Below are 15795 nucleotides of genomic sequence, written 5' to 3' on the forward strand. Positions count from 1 at the left end.
CGTGAACGCAAGTGAACTGACGGAGGAGCAGGCCTCCATCGTCGAGGCTGTCGGAGCCTTCGCCGCCGAACACCTGGCACCGCATGCGGTCGAATGGGACCACACCAAGCACTTCCCGGTCGACGTGCTGCGCAAGGCCGCCGATCTGGGCCTTGCCGGTATCTATGTCCGGGAGGATGACGGCGGCTCTGCGCTGACCCGACGCGACGGGGTGGTCGCCTTCGAGGCACTCGCCACCGGCTGCCCGTCCATCGCCGCCTACCTGTCCATCCACAACATGGTCGCCTGGATGGTCGACCGCTACGGCGACGCCGCCCAGCGGGCCGGCTGGCTGCCAGGGCTCTGCTCAGCCGAGCATCTGGGCAGCTACTGCCTGACCGAGCCCGGCGCCGGCTCCGACGCGGCTGCCATCGCCACCCGAGCGGTGCGTGACGGCGACCACTGGGTGCTGGACGGCGTCAAGCAGTTCATCTCCGGAGCAGGGGCCGCACAGATCTACCTGGTGATGGCCCGCACCGGAGGCTCCGGGGCCTCCGGGCTGTCCGCCTTCATCGTGGACCGGGACGACCCCGGCGTCTCCTTCGGACCGAACGAGAAGAAGATGGGCTGGAACGCCCAGCCCACCCGGCAGGTCGTGCTGGACGGGGTCCGGCTGCCCGCCGACCGCCTGCTCGGCGACGAGGGCGAAGGCTTCCGGATCGCCATGAGCGGGCTGAACGGCGGCCGGATCGGCATCGCGGCCTGCTCGCTCGGCGGCGCGCAGGAGGCGCTGGAGCGCGCCACCCGCTACCTGGCGGACCGCGAGGCGTTCGGCACCCGGCTCCTGCACGCCCAGGCCCTGCAGTTCCGGCTCGCCGACATGGCGACGGAGCTGGAGGCGGCCCGGGCGCTGCTGTGGCGGGCGGCCGGCGCGCTGGACCGGGGCGATCCCCGGGCGCCGCAGCTGTGCGCGATGGCCAAGCGCTACGCCACTGACACCGGCTTCGAGGTCGCCAACCAGGCCCTCCAGCTCCACGGCGGCTACGGCTACCTGGCCGAGTACGGCATCGAGAAGATCGTCCGCGACCTGCGGGTGCACCAGATCTTGGAAGGGACCAACGAGATCATGCGCGTCATCGTCGCCCGCGGCCTGACCGGAGCCGCGTGATGGCCGGCCACGACCTCGACGAGGTCGTCCTCCGGCGCGAGGGCCGGGCCGGCCTGATCGTCCTCAACCGCCCCGCGGCCCTGAACGCCCTCACCCACGGCATGGTGCTGCGCATCGCCGAGGCCCTGGACGCGTGGGAGGACGACGCCCGGGTCGAGACCGTCGTCATCACGGGGTCCGGCGACCGGGCCTTCTGCGCCGGCGGCGACATCGTCGCCATCCACCGAGCCGCCACCGGCGGGGACCCGGGCGCCGTCGAGGGGTTCTGGCGCGACGAGTACCGCCTCAACGCCCGGATCGCCCGCTACCCCAAGCCCTACGTGGCCGTGATGGACGGCATCGTCATGGGCGGCGGGGTCGGCGTGTCCGCCCACGGCAGCGTGCGGATCGTCACGGAGACCACCCGGATCGCCATGCCCGAGGCCGGGATCGGCTTCGTCCCGGACGTCGGCGGCACCTACCTGCTCGCCCTGGCCCCGGGCGAACTGGGCACCCACCTCGCGCTGACCGCGGGCTCCGTCGGCGCCGCCGACGCCCTGCTCTGCGGGCTCGCCGACCACTTCCTGCCCTCCGAACGGGTGCCGGCGCTGCTCGACGACCTAGCCGAGCTGCCCGTGCACGACGCCCTGGAGCGGCACGTCGAACCCGTGCCGAGCGGTGCGCTGGACGGACAACGCGGATGGATCGACCACTGCTACGCGGCCGGTACCGTCGAGGAGATCCTCGACCGGCTGCGGGACAGCGGCGAACCGGAGGCGAAGAAGGCCGCGGACCGGATCGCCGCCAACTCGCCCACCGCCGTGAAGGCCGCCCTGGCGGCGCTGCGCCGGGCGCGGGCCCTCGGCCCGCTGGAAACCGTCCTCGACCAGGAGTACCGCACCTCCTGCGCGGCGCTCGCCACCGCCGACCTCGCCGAGGGCATCCGGGCCCAGGTGATCGACAAGGACCGTTCGCCGCGGTGGAGCCCGGCCACCCTGGGCGCCGTCGAACCCGCCGCCGTGGCCCGCTACTTCGCCCCGCTGGGCGAGCGCGGACTCGGCCTCGCCGCCACCACCACATCCCTGGAGCACTGGTGACCCTGACCATCGGATTCATCGGGCTGGGCAACATGGGCGGCCCGATGGCCGCCAACCTCGTCAAGGCCGGGCACCGGGTGATCGGCTACGACCTCGCAGCCGGGGCCCGGGAACAGGCCGCGGCGCAGGGAGTGCTGATCGCGGTCTCCGCCGCCGAGGCGGTCGGCGAGGCCGACGTGGTGCTGACCATGTTGCCGACCGGACGCCATGTCCTCGACTCCTACGGCGAGTTGACCGAGGCGGCCACCGGTGCGCTGTTCATCGACTGCTCCACCATCGCCGTCGGGGACGCCCGGGTGGCAGCCGACCTCGCCCGGGTCGCCGGGCACCGGGCCGTCGACGCCCCGGTCTCCGGCGGTGTGGCGGGGGCCGAAGCGGCAAGCCTGACCTTCATGGTCGGCGCCGAGGACGTCGACTTCGGCGAGGCCGAGCCGGTGCTCGCGGCCATGGGCCGCCGGGTGGTCCACAGCGGGGCGTCCGGGGCCGGACAGGCCGCCAAGATCTGCAACAACATGATCCTCGGCGTCTCCATGACCGCGGTCAGCGAGGCCTTCGTCCTCGGGGAGAGCCTCGGGCTCAGCCACCAGGCGCTCTACGACGCCGCCTCGACCGCCTCCGGCCAGTGCTGGGCGCTGACCGGCAACTGTCCGGTGCCCGGCCCGGTCCCGGCCAGCCCGGCCAACCGCGACTACGCGGCCGGGTTCGCCGCCGCGCTGATGGCGAAGGACCTCGGTCTCGCCGCCGACGCGGCCGCGGCCTCCGCCCTGCCGACCGAACTGGGCCGGCGGGCAGCCGAGTTGTTCGCCGCCTTCGCCCGAGACGGCTCGGGCGGGCTGGACTTCTCCGCCATCATCACCACCCTCAAGAAGGACACCGCATGACGTTCGAGACGATCCTGGTCGAGCGCAAGGGCCGGGTGGGGCTGATCACGCTCGACCGCCCCAAGGCGCTGAACGCGCTGAACACCCTGCTGATGACCGAAGTCGTCTCGGCAGCAACGGAGTTCGACCGGGACCCGGAGATCGGCTGTCTGGTGGTCACCGGCTCGGAGAAGGCCTTCGCGGCCGGCGCCGACATCAAGGAGATGCAGTCCCTGGAGTTCGTGGACGCCTACCTCGGCGACTGGTTCGCCGCCTGGGACCGCTTCGCCGCCCTGCGAACGCCGGTCGTCGCGGCCGTGGCCGGTTACGCGCTGGGCGGCGGCTGCGAGCTGGCCATGATGTGCGACATCCTGCTGGCCGCGGACACCGCGAAGTTCGGGCAGCCCGAGATCAAGCTCGGCGTGATCCCGGGCATCGGCGGCTCGCAGCGGCTCACCCGGGCTGTCGGCAAGGCCAAGGCCATGGAGCTCTGCCTGACCGGCCGGATGATGGGCGCCGAGGAGGCCGAACGGGCCGGACTGGTCTCCCGCATCGTCCCCGCCGACCAGCTGCTCGCCGAGGCCCTGGCCACCGCCGGGACCATCGCGGCGATGTCCACCCCGGCCTCGATCATGATGAAGGAGAGCGTCAACCGGGCGTTCGAGACCACCCTCGCCGAGGGCGTACGCTTCGAACGGCGGCTGTTCCACGCGACGTTCGCGACCGCGGACCTGAAGGAGGGCATGGCGGCCTTCACCGAGAAGCGCCCGCCGACGTTCGCCAACCGCTGACGGGCCGGGCAGTGCGCCGCCCCTCCTCCGGGGCGGCGCGCCGCCGGTCAGCTCTCGGCCCGCCGCAGCAGGTAGGTGTTCATGATCCAGCCCTTGCGTTCGCGGGCCTGCTCGCGCAGCTCGCGGATCCTCGGGGCGGCCTCGGCGAGCGGGCCGGCGACGAGGATCTCGTCGGGGGTGCCCAGGTAGGCGCCGTACCGGATCTCCAGCCCCTCGGGGTCGATCTCCGTGAAGGCGGCCCGGCCGTCCAGCATCACCACCACGTCGTCCACGCCCTCGGGAAAGCCCTCGGCCAGACGTCGGCCGGTGGTGATCTGCACCGGGCGGCCGACCCGGGTCAGTGTGGTGCGGTGACGGGCGGCGAGCGCGGAGACGCTGCTGATGCCCGGGATCACCTCGAACTCGAACCCGACGGTGCCGCGGGCCAGGACGTCGTCCACGACGGCGATGACGCTGTCGTACAGGCTTGGGTCGCCCCAGACCAGGAACGCCCCCGTCTCGTCCTCGCCGAGGTGCTCGGCGACGAGCCGTTCGACCAGGTCGGCGCGGCGGACCCGCCAGTCGTCGACGGCGGCCGCGTACGCGGGGGTGCCGCGGTCCCGTTCCGCGTCCGGCGCCTCGACCACGCGGTGCCCGGCCCGGCCGTGCTCGGCGAGGATCCGGCGACGCAGCCGGATCAGGTCCTGCCGTTCCTCGCTCTTCGACGACTGCACCTGGGGCGAGGACGGCGGTGCCGTCGCCCTGGTGACGACCGGCATCGGTGTCCCCACCTGGGCCGCCGCACCCGGTCCGCAGGTTCCCGGCCCGTACGTCCCGGGCACGATCAACATCCTGGCGGTCGTGCCCGCGCCGGTGGCGGACGCGGGTCTGGTGAACCTGCTCGCGACGGCCACCGAGGCGAAGGTGCAGGCCCTCCTGGACGCCGGGTACTCGTGCTCCGGAACACCGTCCGACGCCGTGTGCGTCGCCGTCCGCTCGCCGGCAGACGGTGAGATGGCCGACCCCTTCGGCGGCCCGCGGTCGGTCTGGGGCGCGCGACTGGCCCGAGCGGTCCACCGGGCCGTCCTCGACGGCGCGGAACGCGATCGGGCGCGGCGGTCGAACGGGCCGGGCGTGCCACACCAGGGGCCCCGACCGGACTGCTTGAGGGCGGACGTCCTGGCGACCGGGAGTGTCACCGTCTGAGTCCGTGGCTCGGCATCCTGAACGGCCTGCGACGCTCCGGCCGCGCTACCGAGCTGGTGGGCGGCGCCCGGTTGATGGCAAGCCGTCCAGGATCGGACAATTCGTCACTTTGCCATTCGATGTGAGCCGGACGAATGCCGGGATACTGTCTGTGCGGCCGGACGGGGGTCCCGGACAACCGGGATCGGCGCTTGGTGGTCGAGCTTGGAAGTCCTTCGGGGGTGATATTGGAGTCTGCTACGCGTAGCCGCCGAGCCTCGCGCTGGAGCCCAGGCTGCTTCGCCACGAGCAGGGCGTCGCTGCTTACTGTCCCCTATGCAAAGGCCTTGAGGCTGCGGCGGGGCCTTCACCCGGGAAGCGCTGCGGTGTTCGGCGTCGTCGCGGGTCACCAGGCGGACCGGGGCGTCGGCGGTTCGGCGACGCGCGGTCAGCTGGAACGTCGACGCACAGTCACCGTTCTTCGGCCCGTTAAGTCGACTTGTCGAGAACGGCGATCGCACCACGGTGTGGCCAGCCCGCAACCGCACGGCGCTACGGCATGACGTTCGACCGCCGGTAGCACGCGGGGCGTGCGCCTGCCGCGCATGTGCGTGGTGGGCGAGCGGCCCTCACCCGTTCGGCCGGTACGACCCCGGGTGGATGGTTCCTACCGTGTCGAAGAAGCGGATTCCATCGCCTTCGTCCGGGAGGGACGCGCTCCCGCACGTGGCTGCCTGTTTCCGGAGGGAAGCTGCATGGCAAGACGTTCTCGCATGCCCGTAGGTGTGCGCATCCCCTTGCTCGGCGTTCTCCTGGCCGTGGTCACCTGCCTGCAGGCGCCGGCCTGGGCTGACACGCCTCCGCCCGCGGGAGCGGTCGCTGAGGTGCCGCCGGCCACCCGTCTGGTGGCGCTGAACAAGAGCGGCGAGCTGGAAGCGTTCGCGCTTGCGACCGACGGCACCGTCTGGCACATCGGCCAGAGGGAACCCGGCACCGACTGGAGTGACTGGAGCACGTTGGGCGGTGCCGCGGACAGCGACCCGGTGGTGGCGACGAACGCGGACGGACGTCTGGAGGTCTTCACCACCCATGGCGGCACCGTCTCCACGATGGCGTCCACAACCACCGGCGACAGCACCTGGAGCACGACCTGGGTGCCGCACGGTGGCAGCCTTGCCAAGACGATGGCGGTCGCAGTCGCGGCGAACCAGGACGGGCGCCTCCAGGTCTTCGGAGCGGGCACGGACGGCACCCTGAAATCGCTGACTCAGACGGCACCCGGCAGCGTGTACGGGGAGAACTGGGACCCCTGGACCTCTATGGGCGCCCCCACCGGCGTGAAGCTGGTTGGCCGGCCCGCGGCCGCGATGAACAGCAGCGGGCAGCTGCAGGTGTTCGGCTGGGGCAACGACCACCAGCTCTGGACCCGCGTCCAGAACAAGGCGAACACGAAGAACTGGAGCCCCTGGAAGCCTCTTCCGGCTCTGAGCGGCGGCGTCCAGGGCTACCCTGCCGTGGCCCGCAACCAGGACGGACGGCTGCAGGTCTTCGCTCTGGGCACCGGCGGCAAGGTGTACGACGTCGCGCAGCACACGCCCGGCCAGCAGCAGTGGGGCAGCTCCTGGAAGCCATTGACGGGGCAGGGCACTGCTTTCGGCGGTGTGGTCAGCCTCAACAACCTCAACGTGGCCGCGAACGCCGACGGACGTCTGGAGGTCTTCGCGCGCCACTCCGACAACAGCCTCTGGCACACGATGCAGACCCAGCCCAGCAGCGTCGACTCGTGGAGCACACCAAGCAGTCTTGGCGGCACGACGATCAATGACTCGGCGGTGGTGGCCAACCGGGACGGCCGTCTGGAGGCGTTCAGCGTGCACACCAGCGTTCTGGCGCACAGTGCGCAGGGGGAGTCCAACCCGCCCCCCAGCGACACATGGACCGACTGGGAGAACCTCGGCTACGGCCCCACTCCGTGCGGGGGCACCGGCACGCCGGCCTGTCTGAGCCTGGTGAACGCCGCAACGGGCAACGCCCTGGCGCCCGAGAACACCACCGACTCGTGGGTCGGTGCCACCTCCGTGACGAACGGCGTCACCACCTCCCGGCAGCGGTGGTCGATGATCCGGGACAAGAGCGGGTTCTTCCAACTGAAGAACAGGGCCACTAACCAGTGCCTCGATTTCGCCCCGGACTCAGAACTTCCGATCGTCGATTGGGATCGCACTGTCCAAGCCGCGTGTGACACCGGGTCGACGCAGCAGCGCTGGTACATCCAACCCTCCGTCATCACGACGGGGGCGTACCTGATCCGCAACGTGGGCAACGGCAGATGTGTCACGGAGTTCCCCAGCCTGGGCGGTACGGGCATCGACAGGGGCGAGCTCCCCAGCCAAACCGATCAGTGCAGCATCGCCTCGGGGGCTGCCGATCAGTGGCGGCTGAGCACCTCCGGCACCGGCACCGCACTGGGCATGGGCTGGCTCGCGACGCGGTACGCCCTGGCCTTGTGCGCCCAGGACAACAACTGCGGCTTCACCGTCACCGGCGACGAGTCCGCCTTCGTCGACCAGCACTACTGCGTGAACGGCACCTTGGCCTACAACGCCACCAAGGCCGAGCAGGAGGTGGAGCTCAGCGTCGCCGACAGCACCGGCTGGGAGAACACCGTCGGCGGTTCCCTCACCGTAGGAGGCGAACTGGGCCCGGTCAGCACGGCCATCGAGGCCCACTACGACCACGCCTGGAACGGCAGCACGACCACGACGGTCAACGGCCACATCAAGATTCCGCCAGGTGAGTACGGCTGGCTGGGAAAGGGCTTCGCCGTCAAGAAGGTCACCGGCACCTGGACCTTCAACCAGACCGAGAGCAACTTCACCTGGACCGAACCCGGGCAGAGCACCGTCCCTGCCGTAGACGGTACCGACGGAATCAACAGCCCCGCTGTCGTCCTCAACAGTTCGAACGTGCCGCCCAACAACTGCTGACTCCCGTAACCGGGACCCAACCAGCATGATCCCGACGGCCCGCTCATGGATCTTCATCATCACGTCAAGCTGGTCAAGTCCTCGGGATCGTGGTTCGTCGAGTACACGAGGTAGCGGAAGCCACTCCCTTCCGGGCCAGTCACGAACGTCCGTAGCGAGCGGCCAGGTGACACCCCTACGCGGACGCGACGGCGGCCCGGTCCCGTACGACGACGGGGCCGGGCCGTGGGCGAACCGTACTCGGTCAGGCCGTCCGGTGAGTGTGGAACCCCCGCCCGCTCTTGCGGCCGAGCAGCCCCGCCTCGACCATCCGGGACAGCAGCGGCGGCGGTGCGTACAGCGGCTCCTTGTACTCCTCGTACATCGACCGGGCGATCGCCTCGACGGTGTCCAGGCCGATGAGGTCGGCGAGTTGGAGCGGGCCCATCGGGTGGGCGCAGCCGTGGACCATGCCGGCGTCGATGTCCTCAGCACTCGCGTGCCCGGCCTCGACCATCCGGATCGCGGAGAGCAGGTAGGGGATCAACAGGGCGCTGACGACGAAGCCGGCGCGATCGCGGGAGCGGATGACGCGCTTGCCGAGCGTGTTGGCGGCGAAGGCCTCGACCCGGTCGACGACCGCAGGGGCGGTTGCAGTGAGGAGACCAGTTCCACCAGCGGCATGACCGGGGCGGGGTTGAAGAAGTGCAGGCCGAGGACGTGGGAGGCGCGGCCGGTGGTGATGCCGAGGCGGGTGACCGGGATGGCCGAGGTGTCGGTGGCCAGGACGGCGTCCTCGACGAACAGCACCTTGTCGAGCGTGGTGAGCACCTCGGCCTTGACCTGTTCGTCCTCGACGACGAGCTGGCGGTCGGCGAGGGCTTCGAGGTCGTCGGCGAAGTGCAGGTGCGCCCAGGCGTCGGTGCGCTGCTCCTCGCTCATCCGGCCGCGGTCGACGGCGCGGTGCAGAGACCGGTCGATCCGGCTGCGGGCGGCTCTCAGCGCAGCCGGCCCGCTCTCACAGACGACGGTGTCGAGCCCGGCGCGGGCGAAGACCTCGGCGATGCCGGCGCCCATCTGCCCGGCGCCGACGACGGCCACGCGGCGGATGTCGTTCATGCGATTGCCTCCTTGGGGTCGATGCGGCTGCCACCTGCCGCCCGCAACGTTCTGGCGCCTCGACGTCCGCCCGCTGACGGCCACCGAGCTGTCCGGGCGTTCAGGTCGCTGGAACCTGCTCTGCGGGAATGCCTTGACCTCGTCGTGATCGTGCGCGGAAAACGCGGCGTCTGCTGCCGTTACCCCAGCGTGATGAGCCGGGGCAACGAGCACTCTCGCTACCGACCGCATGCGTGCGCGGCCAGGAACCATCCTGCGCTAGCTCGGAGCGCGCCGTCGCCCATCTCGGTGGACCGGGCCGCAAAGGTCGGAACAGCGCGCGGCCTGGGCTCCCGCGGCGCGGGGCGTCTCCTGCCAGGCGTCCCGGCTACTCGGATCGAGGCGGTGTCGGTTGGTGAGGACGGCCGCGGTTCCCTCTGCCGGCCCGGGAGAAGGTCCCTCGACAAGTCGCCGGTTCCGCCTGGACGACGCGGCCAACCAGCCGTCCAACCCTGGCCTACCGCCCGCACACGAATCGGAATAGATCCGTCCTGTTCTTGATTGGCCCCGGTACGGTCGTGCGAAGGGGGCTTGGGTGGCCGATCTGAAGGTGTTCCGGCGTGGTGCTGATGGCCGGGATGTCGAGCTGCGGGGTTCGACGGTGGCGCGGGAACGGGAGTTGCAGCGGCGGGCCGAGGGGGCGCTGGAGGCGATGCTGGGGGTCCGCTTCCTGGCGTCGGAGTACGCGACGGGGCCGTGGCACCAGGGGCGGATCGACACGCTGGGGCTGGATGAGGACGGCGTGCCGGTGGTCATCGAGTTCAAGCGCGGGCGCGATGCCGGAGTGATCACTCAGGCGGGCTCGTACCTGGTCTGGCTGCTGGCGCACCGGCACGAGTTCGAGGCGCTGGTGCGCCGACGGCTGGGCGCTGAGGTGGCGGAGGCCGTTGACTGGCGGCGGCCTCGGGCGATCTGCGTCGCGGGCGAGTTCTCGCGCCACGACCGGGCTGCGGTGTCGCTCCACCAGCGGGATCACCGCATTGACCTGGTGCGGTACCGGGTCTACGGGCCGGACCTGCTGACGCTGCAGCTGGTCGAGACCGTTCCGGGCTTCCCGGCCCCCGGGTCCTCGCCGGCGTCGAGTGTCGCGTCCGATGAGCCGGAGGTGGTCGCCGTGCCGACGGAGGTTTCGCAGGTGGTGGTGCCGGCGTGCCTGCGGGAGCTGTACGGCGAGCTGGATGAGGCGCTGTCCGCGGCGGGTGAGCTGGAGGTGGTGGTGCTGAAGCACTACATCGCCTACAAGCGGCTGCTGAACGCGGCGTCGGTGGTCTTCCGCCCGTCGGTGTCGCACCGGGCGATTCTGCTGTACCTGCGGCTGGATCCGGACACGGTGGAGTTGGAGGAGGGCTTCACCCGGGACGTGCGCGGCATCGGTCACCTGGGGACGGGTGATCTGGAGGTGCGGATCGCGTCGTCCGCGGACGTGGAGAAGGCGGTGCCGTTGATCCGGCGGGCGATCGAGGAGTCCTGACGGAACGAGGAAGGGCGGCTGGAGCTTCGGACTCCGGCCGCCCTTTCGCGTCTGTGTCCGGCCTGCCTGCTGGTTCTGCTCTCACGCCTTCGGTCCGGCCAGGGCAAAGTCGTCCTGGGTCAGCTCGGCGCGCAGCCGCTGTTCGGCGACATCGGCGTAGTGCGGGCTGAGCTCGGCTCCGACGAATCGCCGGCCTTCGCGTAGGGCGGCGACGCCGGTCGAGCCGCTGCCGGTGAACGGGTCGAGGACCACGCCGTTCTCGGGGCAGATCTGAACGAGCTGCTGCATGATCTCCAGCGGCTTCTGGGTGATGTGGACCCGGTCCTTGCGGGGCTGACTCGCGATGAAGTGGCCAGGCAGGTAGAGGTTGCGGCTGTTGTCGACGGTGCCCTTGACGCCCCAGACGATGAACTCCGCGGACTGCTTGAAGCCGCCCTTGCGCGGACGGCTGGCGGGCTTGATCCAGGGAATGGTGCCCTGCCACGTCCAGCCCGCCATCTGGAGGGCGTCGCTGGTGGTGGGCTCCTGACGCCAGTCGGAGAAGACCATCGCGACTGAGTGCTCGGTGCTTGCCCGGTACGCCTCGGTGAGCAGTTCGGTGAGCCAGGAGCGGTAGGAGCGCTGGTCGCGGTTCTCGCCGGGGAAGGTCTTGAGGTCGTGGTTGCTGCCGCTGGTGACGTACTTGGCGCGGGCGTCGCGGCTGGTGCGCTCGGAGCTGGTCCGGCCGCCGCTGTTGTACGGGGGGTCGGTGATGACGGCGTTGACGGACTCGTCGGGGAGGTTCTTCAGCACAGTGAGGGCGTCGCCTCGGTACAGCTGGTAGCTCATGGGTTTCCTTCGGGACGTGGTTGGGCCCGCTCCGGGCGGCGCCCGGCGACAGCCCCTGGGAGCGGGGATGCCGAGGAAGGTAGCGGCGATCGGCAGCCGGACCTAACGGCTGGCAGCGGGGGTGCCGGGCCTGGTCGGGGGTCGTTTGGTGCGGCCGACTTTCGCGTCTACTGTCTCGCCATGCCGACCGGGCAGCAGGCCAAACAGCCCTGATCCGGGGCGTGTTGATCCGTGCTGCCCTGTGCTCGCGGAGCCACGCGGGCAGCATCTCCCCTTCCCCTGGATCCCGAGGAGCGCCGTCGTGTTCCGGCTGAGATTACGAGCGCGGCTGGCTGCCGCGCGAGACCCGAGACCGGCGTCCTGGAGCTACCAACTCCTGTGACTCGGGCCCGCCCTGAACGAGGGCGGTTTCACCACCGGCGCGGTGCCGGTGACTTCTTCGCACGAGAGGCCGGCACCGCGTTCTCCTACGAACCCCCGAGGAGCCGCTGCGATGCAGCATGCCCTGGCACACCCGTGCCCTCATCGTCCTCCCCTGCCCGATCGGTTGCTGCCCGGTGACCGGGGGCCGTCGTGAAGAAGACGGTCGGCGCGCTCGTCGGCGTCGTCGCCTGCGGTCCGCTGGTGCTGGCCCTGCCCATGGCGATTGCGGGCGCGGGCAACGCCTCGGCCGCCGCGTCCAGTTCCTGCCCTCCCGGCGAGGGAAATCCCCAGGGTGTGGATTCCTCGGCGGTGGGGGCGCAGGTCGAGGCGATCCTCAAGGGCTCCAGTCCGCTGTCGGCGCCGGCCGTGGCCGGGCTGAGCAAGCCGTCCGAGCAGATCCCCAACGCGAAGACGATCCAGGCCACCGGCGTCGCGATGCACATCCCGGTGCGCGGGCAGGTCGTCGCCCTGGCAACGGCCCTGCAGGAGAGCGAGCTTCGCAACGTCAATGGCGGTGACCGAGATTCGCTGGGCCTTTTCCAGCAGCGGCCGAGCCAGGGCTGGGGCACGCCGGAGCAGATCATGCAGCCGGTGTACACCTCGACGAAGTTCTACGAGGCGCTGCAGAAGGTCAGCGGCTGGGAGTCGATGACCGTAACCCAGGCCGCCCAGGCGGTGCAGCGCTCCGGATTCCCCGACGCCTACGCCAAGTGGCAGCCCCTGGCGGAGGCGCTCCAGAAGGCCCTCGCGCCACTGTTCGCCCCCACCTCCGGCACCTCGTCCACGCTGAACCCGACGCCGGCACCGACGCCAACGGCCGGCGCGAGCGCCAGCCCGACAGCGGGTGGCGGCTGCGGGACGCCCACGGCGGGCGGTGACGGCAGCGACTTCGGCACGATCCCGGCTGGCTCGCTGCCAGGCGGCTACACGATCCCGGCCGACGCACCGCAGCCGGTACAGACGGCGATCCGCTGGGCGCTCGGCCAGTTGGGCACCGCCTACCAATGGGGCGGCACCTGCGCGAACTCGCACGGCGCGGACCCGATGGGCAGGTGTGACTGCTCCTCGCTGATACAGATGGCCTACCGCACGGCTGGCGTCTCGCTGGAGCGAACCACGTACGACCAGGTCAAGCAGGGGATCACCGCTTCGGCGGACTCGCTCAAGCCGGGCGACCTGCTGTTCACGCGCGGCACCGCCGCCGTGCCGGAGCACGTCGGGATGTTCATCGGCTCAGGGCTGATCGTGCACGCGCCGAAGACCGGTGACGTGGTCAAGATCTCGACCCTGGCCTCGTGGCGGCCGGAGATCCTCGCGGTCCGCCGCGTCGTCTGACCCGCGCCCTCGCCTCCCCTTTTCCCTCCCCCCTTTCTTCGGGCTGCCTTCGCGCGCCCTGAATTGCTCTGGAGCTTCCCTTGTATCTCGCGGACGCAGTCGTACAGCTCGCCTACGATCCCGGCATCGCCCCCGCCGATGGCGGTCTGCCCGGCCTTTCGGTCCTCAAGCAGGTGATGGGCAGCCTGAATCTCTTCGGGATCGTCGCGGTCGTCGGAGCCCTCGCGGTCAGCGCCGGGGTGTGGGCCTGGGGCCACCACTCCGGCGGCCACCAGGCCGAGGCCAACGGCAAGAAGGGCGTCCTCGTCAGCGCAGGCGCCGCCCTACTGCTGGGCGCCGCAAACGGGGTCGTCAGCTTCTTCTCCGGACTCGGCGGCCAGATCAAGTGAAGCAGAAACGTTCCCTCAACCCCCCTACCCGTTCTGGGGACTTCGGCGGCGCGGTTGTGCGCCGCCGGGCGCTGCTGGGCTCGATCGTCCTGATGCTGCTCATCACCTGCGCCAGCCTTCTCGCCTACCTCACCCGGGACGGCCGTGTCGCCGCCAACCCGGTTTCCACGGCTGCGAGTTCGCCCGCAGCCCCCGGCCCGGTGGCCTCGGCGACGCCAGGCGGACATCCGAAGGCGCTGGCTGGTCCGCCCCCGACGCACGATCCGATCGCGTTCGCGAAGGCGGCGGCGGTGGCGCTGTGGTCCTACGACACCCGCTCCTCCTCGCAGCCCGAACTGGTGGCCTCCCTCCACCGGTGGCTGACCACCGAGGGGCAGTACGTCGACGCCGACTCCGTCGACCGCCTGGTGCCCTCCCCGGTGCTGTGGGGGCGGATGGCCGACGCCGGCCAGTTCGCCACCGCGACCGCGGACGAGGCGCACTTCCCGGACCGCTTCACCAAGGCACTGCAGACCGATCCGGGGGCGATCACGCAGGCGTACGTCTACGCCGTGACCGTCTCCGGGAAGCAGTCGATCGCCTGGAACGGCGCCCCGGCCGGTGGTGCCGAGGACCGTTCGGTCACCCTCGCCGTGCAGTGCCGTCCTGACCGCCCGTGTGCCCTTGCCGGTGTGCTGCCGGCCGTGGCGCCCTGACCTGGGAGTTCCTCGTGGATATTTGCAATCTCCCCATGGTCGCCCAGGTCTGCAACGTGGTCGACGGCATCAACTTCGTCAGCGACCCGGGCAAATCGATCACCGATGGCATCGGCGCGTGGATCGCCAAGAGCATGGGCGAGCTGGCGGCCAGCGCCGTCGACCTGTGCGCGAAGGCGGTCGACGAGACCACGGCCATCGACCTGTCGGCGCCGTGGTTCCGGGACAACTACCAGTTGATCCTGCCGATCGGGTTGATCCTGACCGTGGGCACCTTCTGCGCGCAGCTGGTCCTGGCCGCCTGGCGGCGGGACGAACGGGCGCTGGCCAAGGCCGGCTGGGGCACGATGACCGGCGTCCTGTTCGCCTTCGGGGCGATCAGCTTCACGGCGGTCGCGGTCACCGTGGTCGACGCCTTGTCGGCCGGGCTGTTCCAAGCCGCGCACACCAGCGTCGCCGACGCGGTCAGGCGCATGATCAAGATCAGCCAGTTCGGCCCCATGTTCGCCCTCGGCTGGGCGATCCCCGCCCTGGTCGCGGTCGGCAGCGCGATCGGCGCGTTCCTCTACTGGTGCGTGATGGTCGCCCGCAAGGTCGGCGTGCTGATCCTGGTGGTGCTCGCCGCCTTCGCGGGTGCCGGCGGCGGCTGGGAGGTCGCCCAGCGGTGGCGGCGCGGCTGGATCGAGGCCACCGCCACCCTGATCGTCTCCAAGCTGCTGATGACCGTGGTCTTCCTCGTCGGCGTCTCCGCCCTCGGCAAGACGGACGCCAAGGACGGCATGGCCGCCCTGTCCGACGCCATGGCCGGTGTCGTGATCATGGTCATGGTGCTGCTGTGTCCGTACGCCGTCTACAAGTTCGTCCACTGGGCGACGGACGGCAGCGGCCACGACGACACGCACCGCACCGGCATGGCCGGGATGGCGGTCGCGGCCGGGGCGGCGAAGACCGCCGGTTCCCTGGCCATGCAGATGGGCACTGGCGTCCCGGCACCGCAGGGCCCGGCCCAGGTCCCGGGCATGGGCGGTGGCGGTGCCGCCTCCGGCATCGACCCGACCGGCCGGATCAGCAAGGAAGGCATCGACGCCGGCCCCGCGCAGCAGCCGACGAAGTTCCGCTTCGGCGAGGACCCGAGCGCGCCCGGCGACCGCGGACGTGCCCTGGTAACCCGGCCCGGCCTGCCGGCCCTGGTCACCCGGGCCTCGCCCGAGGAAGGTGGCGGGCAGCCGCAGTCCGGCGGCGCCCAGGAGTCCCCGGCCGCACCGCCCCTCCAGGACGCTGTCGCGGCGGGCACGGTCTCGCCGTCCGGCACTGCCGCGCTCCCGGCTGCGAGCCCGCCCACGCCCGGGGCCTCCGCACCGGCGCCTGGAGGACCGGCCGCTCCGGCACCATCCCCTACCGGAGCATCCGCTCCGGAGCCGGTCCGGTTCGTCTTCCCGAACCGGCCCACCCAGCCCGGTTCCTGACCGGAGCCCCTTAACCCGGGGTGGGC

At 71.1% G+C, this 15795-nt stretch carries 12 protein-coding genes and 3 pseudogenes; 12 read left to right on the forward strand and 3 right to left on the reverse strand.

Annotated elements, in window-relative coordinates:
• The first annotated feature begins 1 nt into the window (after nucleotide 1).
• The 4 genes from AB0D10_RS35210 to AB0D10_RS35225 are packed head-to-tail and all read left to right on the forward strand — an operon-like array spanning nucleotide 2 to nucleotide 3874.
• Complete coding sequence (locus AB0D10_RS35210) at nucleotides 2-1147, forward strand: acyl-CoA dehydrogenase family protein (RefSeq protein WP_360263521.1); 1146 nt, start codon at nucleotides 2-4, stop codon at nucleotides 1145-1147.
• A complete protein-coding gene (locus tag AB0D10_RS35215; RefSeq protein WP_360263523.1) occupies nucleotides 1147-2223 on the forward strand; it encodes an enoyl-CoA hydratase/isomerase family protein in 1077 nt (358 codons plus the stop codon). The genes AB0D10_RS35210 and AB0D10_RS35215 overlap by 1 nt, the downstream gene beginning before the upstream one ends.
• Nucleotides 2220-3104 (forward strand): 3-hydroxyisobutyrate dehydrogenase, encoded by an 885-nt coding sequence (gene mmsB, locus AB0D10_RS35220; protein ID WP_360263524.1) that lies wholly within the window; start codon nucleotides 2220-2222, stop codon nucleotides 3102-3104. Before AB0D10_RS35215 ends, mmsB begins: the two co-directional genes overlap by 4 nt.
• The gene (locus tag AB0D10_RS35225; protein WP_360263527.1) at nucleotides 3101-3874 is read left to right on the forward strand and encodes an enoyl-CoA hydratase; all 774 of its coding nucleotides are present in this window, start codon (nucleotides 3101-3103) and stop codon (nucleotides 3872-3874) included. Before mmsB ends, AB0D10_RS35225 begins: the two co-directional genes overlap by 4 nt.
• A gap of 47 nt (nucleotides 3875-3921) precedes the next feature.
• Here the strand turns inward: AB0D10_RS35225 and cobF are convergent, their stop codons facing one another.
• The gene (gene cobF / locus AB0D10_RS35230) at nucleotides 3922-4632 is read right to left on the reverse strand and encodes a precorrin-6A synthase (deacetylating) (RefSeq protein WP_360263530.1); all 711 of its coding nucleotides are present in this window, start codon (nucleotides 4630-4632) and stop codon (nucleotides 3922-3924) included.
• Between cobF and AB0D10_RS35235 the strand changes: the two are divergent.
• Nucleotides 4592-5059 (forward strand): annotated as a pseudogene (locus AB0D10_RS35235) (adenosylcobinamide amidohydrolase); the annotation flags it as partial. The gene cobF and the pseudogene AB0D10_RS35235 sit on opposite strands and share 41 nt — an antisense overlap.
• A 764-nt stretch (nucleotides 5060-5823) precedes the next feature.
• Nucleotides 5824-8025: an RICIN domain-containing protein gene (locus tag AB0D10_RS35240; RefSeq protein WP_360263533.1), complete on the forward strand. Its 2202-nt coding sequence runs from the start codon at nucleotides 5824-5826 to the stop codon at nucleotides 8023-8025.
• Between the two features lie 244 nt (nucleotides 8026-8269).
• On the opposite strand, the pseudogene AB0D10_RS35245 reads toward AB0D10_RS35240, so the two are convergent.
• Nucleotides 8270-9123, reverse strand: a pseudogene (locus tag AB0D10_RS35245) (3-hydroxybutyryl-CoA dehydrogenase).
• Between the two features lie 34 nt (nucleotides 9124-9157).
• Between AB0D10_RS35245 and AB0D10_RS35250 the strand changes: the two are divergent.
• Together AB0D10_RS35250 and AB0D10_RS35255 are read left to right on the forward strand one after the other, a co-directional pair.
• Nucleotides 9158-9271 (forward strand): annotated as a pseudogene (locus AB0D10_RS35250) (histidine phosphatase family protein); the annotation flags it as partial.
• A 426-nt stretch (nucleotides 9272-9697) separates the two neighbouring features.
• The gene (locus tag AB0D10_RS35255) at nucleotides 9698-10633 is read left to right on the forward strand and encodes a DUF5655 domain-containing protein (RefSeq protein WP_360263536.1); all 936 of its coding nucleotides are present in this window, start codon (nucleotides 9698-9700) and stop codon (nucleotides 10631-10633) included.
• An 81-nt stretch (nucleotides 10634-10714) separates the two neighbouring features.
• Here the strand turns inward: AB0D10_RS35255 and AB0D10_RS35260 are convergent, their stop codons facing one another.
• The gene (locus AB0D10_RS35260) at nucleotides 10715-11461 is read right to left on the reverse strand and encodes a site-specific DNA-methyltransferase (protein ID WP_360263539.1); all 747 of its coding nucleotides are present in this window, start codon (nucleotides 11459-11461) and stop codon (nucleotides 10715-10717) included.
• Nucleotides 11462-12034: 573 nt separating this feature from the next.
• Here AB0D10_RS35260 and AB0D10_RS35265 point away from each other — a divergent pair.
• The 4 genes from AB0D10_RS35265 (at nucleotide 12035) to AB0D10_RS35280 (ending at nucleotide 15769) form a co-directional block, all read left to right on the forward strand.
• Complete coding sequence (locus AB0D10_RS35265) at nucleotides 12035-13219, forward strand: NlpC/P60 family protein (RefSeq protein ID WP_360263541.1); 1185 nt, start codon at nucleotides 12035-12037, stop codon at nucleotides 13217-13219.
• A gap of 80 nt (nucleotides 13220-13299) precedes the next feature.
• On the forward strand, nucleotides 13300-13608 hold the full coding sequence (locus AB0D10_RS35270) for a DUF6112 family protein (protein ID WP_360263544.1): 309 nt from the start codon (nucleotides 13300-13302) through the stop codon (nucleotides 13606-13608).
• A 92-nt stretch (nucleotides 13609-13700) separates the two neighbouring features.
• On the forward strand, nucleotides 13701-14303 hold the full coding sequence (locus AB0D10_RS35275) for a hypothetical protein (protein ID WP_360263553.1): 603 nt from the start codon (nucleotides 13701-13703) through the stop codon (nucleotides 14301-14303).
• A gap of 35 nt (nucleotides 14304-14338) precedes the next feature.
• The gene (locus AB0D10_RS35280; protein ID WP_360263547.1) at nucleotides 14339-15769 is read left to right on the forward strand and encodes an ATP-binding protein; all 1431 of its coding nucleotides are present in this window, start codon (nucleotides 14339-14341) and stop codon (nucleotides 15767-15769) included.
• Nucleotides 15770-15795 lie beyond the last annotated feature (26 nt).

This window comes from Kitasatospora sp. NPDC048545, assembly GCF_040651155.1.
In the GTDB taxonomy this organism is placed as follows: Bacteria; Actinomycetota; Actinomycetes; order Streptomycetales; family Streptomycetaceae; genus Kitasatospora.

Excerpts from the sequence above, each read along its gene's own strand:
- AB0D10_RS35275 (WP_360263553.1), top strand. The coding sequence starts at position 13,701 with ATGCTGCTCATCACCTGCGCCAGCCTTCTCGCCTACCTCACCCGGGAC.
- cobF (WP_360263530.1), bottom strand. The coding sequence starts at position 4,632 with ATGCCGGTCGTCACCAGGGCGACGGCACCGCCGTCCTCGCCCCAGGTG.
- AB0D10_RS35260 (WP_360263539.1), bottom strand. The coding sequence starts at position 11,461 with ATGAGCTACCAGCTGTACCGAGGCGACGCCCTCACTGTGCTGAAGAAC.
- AB0D10_RS35225 (WP_360263527.1), top strand. The coding sequence starts at position 3,101 with ATGACGTTCGAGACGATCCTGGTCGAGCGCAAGGGCCGGGTGGGGCTG.
- AB0D10_RS35215 (WP_360263523.1), top strand. The coding sequence starts at position 1,147 with ATGGCCGGCCACGACCTCGACGAGGTCGTCCTCCGGCGCGAGGGCCGG.
- AB0D10_RS35280 (WP_360263547.1), top strand. The coding sequence starts at position 14,339 with ATGGTCGCCCAGGTCTGCAACGTGGTCGACGGCATCAACTTCGTCAGC.